The sequence below is a fragment of the Succinivibrio sp. genome (genome assembly GCF_045124615.1).
Lineage (GTDB): Bacteria > Pseudomonadota > Gammaproteobacteria > Enterobacterales > Succinivibrionaceae > Succinivibrio > Succinivibrio faecicola.
On record NZ_JBGVMC010000349.1, the window covers coordinates 1 to 2,779 of the forward strand.

The window sequence follows — 2,779 nt, forward strand, 5'->3', positions numbered from 1 at the left end:
CTTGAACAGATGGAGCAGTAATATGGGAAATGATTTTATTCGTCTTGATGAAGATTCCATTGCCCATATGACGTCTTATCTTAAAGCTATGCCTCAGGCTATACCTAAAGCAATTGCAAGGGCAATGAACAGAGCAATCAGTTCTGCTAAGACTGAGGCATCTCGTTCTTTAAGAACTAAATATACTCTAAAGGCTTCTACCATCAATGAAACAATGAGTTTGGTCAGAGCAAAGCCAAACAGTCTGGTAGCAGAGTTAAAAAGCCGATCATATACAGCAAGTTTACCTCTCAACCGTTACAAGGTTAATCCCAAAAGAGATACAACAGGCTCTCCTCATAGAGCTGTAACGATTGAAATAATTAAGGGCAAGCCTTTCAAGTTAGATAAAGGTTTTGTCTGGAATGGAACTGTCTTTAGCCGTGAAGGAGATGAACGTTTGCCAATCATTAAACAAACTGGTCCTACAGTTCCACAGTTATTAAATTCTGAAAAGATTATGCCTCAGCTTCAAGAATATGCACAACAGTCATTCGAGAAGCGTTTAAGTCATGAAGTTGATGTGCTTCTGAAAGGAAAAGTCAAATGATTGCATTGAATTGTAATAAGGCCTTAATTGAGTTCATCAAGAAGGCAATAGAAGATTTTAGACTGTCTGCACCGCCTAGACAGACAGAAAGAATACCAGGAAGCTTATTTGAAGAAAATACTCCTGAATTTGCAGAAGATCCTGCAACTCTGCATGAGGTTGCAGTGCATGACGGATGGTTGCCTAACAAGAATGTAGCTACTCCTGCAGATTATCCATTTGTGACGGTAAGACCCAGTGAGGCTACTGTTGATAATGGAATTACTCAGTTAACTATAGAAATTGTGGTAGGAACCTTTTCACGTGATGAGGATGCTTATCATGACACATCAAATGTAGCTCAACGCATTCTTATGCGCTTAGCTCAGCTTAAAGATAATCTGCTTGACCAAAAATATGAGCGTGTTGGCTCAATGAAATGGTCAATGCCCTTTGAGCAGGAACAACCTTTTTTCATGATCGTGCTAACAACCAACTGGCACATTTACTCAAGTCAATTTGATTCATCTATCTAGTGAGGATAAGCAAGATGGCAAAGAAAACAGAAGCTGTTACTACAGCAACTCAAGATGTTACATGGCCACGTATCTATGTTGGACCTTCAATCCCTAAAGGCTACTTTAAGGCAAATATGGTATTTGCAGACGGATTGGGCGCTGTAGCTCAGGCTCTCGTTGATAAACATCCAGAATTAAATACGTTAATAGTTCCAACAAAGGACTATGTTAAGGCTCTTTCAGAGGTTAACAAGGTAGGCTCAAGATTGCATGGCGCTTATGAAAAGGCCCTTTTAATTAAAGGAGAATAAGAATGGGAAATTATAAGCATGGTGTTTATATTTCTGAGACAGGAACCTCTTTGATTCCTACTGTCAGAGTAGAAAGCGCTTTACCTTTTGTTGTTGGCACTGCACCAATCAATCAGATTGAGGCAGGTTCAAGAAGAATCAATGAACCAGTGCTAATTAATTCATATGCTGAAGCTGTAAAGTATTTTGGCTTTGAAGCAGCTCAGGTATTTAATGATAAAGGCGATAAGAAATTTGCTCATGGTCTTTGTGAATTCATGTATGCAAACTTCAACTTCTATGGCATTGTGCCTTGCATTTTTGTTAACGTCTTAGATCCTTCAAAGCATAAGACTGCATTAACAGAAAATACATATACCTTAGAAGATGGCACTGTAACCATTAAGACCTTAGGCATTATTGCTGAGACTTTAGCTATTACAGCTACTGTTGAGAGTGAAACTCGTACTTATGTAGCAGGCACTGATTATGAGACTGCATTTGACGAGGATGGTTATCTGGTAATCAATTCTCTTTTAGATGGTTCTAAATACAAGCTCCCAGATTCAATCACTGTTAACGGTTATAAGATTGATGCAACATTAGTAACCAAGGCTGATGTTATTGGTGGAATTAACTCTGTCACTGGTAAACGTACTGGTTTGGAGTTGATGAATGAGGTTTATCCTAAATTCTCATTAGTTCCAACTTTAATTCTTGCACCTGGCTATTCTTCAGATCCTGAAGTTGCTGCAATTATGGCAGCTAAAGCAGTTATTGTTAATGGTAACTTTAGAGCAATGGCTTTATGTGATGCTCCAGCAAATGAGAATGTTCAGGTGTATTCATCTGTTCCAGAGTGGAAGAAGAATAATAACCTTGTTCTAACTCAGCAGGTCCTATGTTGGCCAATGGTTCGCAATACAGAGACACTATACCATGCATCAGTGCATTTAGCTGGCGTAATTGGTGTAACTGACAATGCTTATGGCGGTGTGCCTTATTGCTCTCCATCAAATAAGAATGTATCTATTACCGGCTTATGCCTTGAGGATGGTTCTGAAGTTGTATTTGGCAATGAAGAAGCTAATTATTTAAATGGTCAGGGCATTGTAACTTTCTTGAATTTTACTAAAGGATGGACATTCTGGGGTAATCGCACTTGTTGTTACCCTGGCAATACTGATCCTAAGGATGCATTCATTCCAGTAAGAAGAATGTTCCAGTGGGTAGGTAATACCATTATTCTAACAATCTTCCAAAAGGTTGATGAACCAGGCAACCGCCGTTTAATTGAAACAATCGTAAATTCATTGAACGTCTGGTTAAATTCACTTGTAGCAAGACAGCAGTTGTTAGGCGCACGTGTGCTATTCCGTGAGGAAGATAATCCTACAACTGAG

General features: G+C 39.0%; 4 protein-coding genes. All 4 read left to right on the top strand.

Features of this window, described 5'->3' with window-relative positions; all coding sequences use genetic code 11:
- On the top strand, positions 1-589 hold a 589-nt coding region (locus ACJML3_RS09215), incomplete at its 5' end, for a phage tail protein (protein WP_406022593.1).
- Positions 586-1,104 carry a hypothetical protein gene (locus tag ACJML3_RS09220; protein WP_406022595.1) on the top strand — a complete coding sequence of 173 codons (519 nt, stop codon included), beginning with the start codon at positions 586-588 and terminating at the stop codon, positions 1,102-1,104. The genes ACJML3_RS09215 and ACJML3_RS09220, both read left to right, overlap by 4 nt.
- 14 nt (positions 1,105-1,118) lie before the next feature.
- The gene (locus tag ACJML3_RS09225) at positions 1,119-1,397 is read left to right on the top strand and encodes a hypothetical protein (RefSeq protein ID WP_331853135.1); all 279 of its coding nucleotides are present in this window, start codon (positions 1,119-1,121) and stop codon (positions 1,395-1,397) included.
- Between the two features lie 2 nt (positions 1,398-1,399).
- Positions 1,400-2,779: phage tail sheath family protein (locus ACJML3_RS09230; protein ID WP_406022597.1), on the top strand; the 1,380-nt coding region annotated here is incomplete at its 3' end.

Bases quoted from the DNA above. Each gene is read 5' to 3' on its own strand.
- ACJML3_RS09225 (WP_331853135.1), top strand. From the start codon at position 1,119: ATGGCAAAGAAAACAGAAGCTGTTACTACAGCAACTCAAGATGTTACA.
- ACJML3_RS09220 (WP_406022595.1), top strand. From the start codon at position 586: ATGATTGCATTGAATTGTAATAAGGCCTTAATTGAGTTCATCAAGAAG.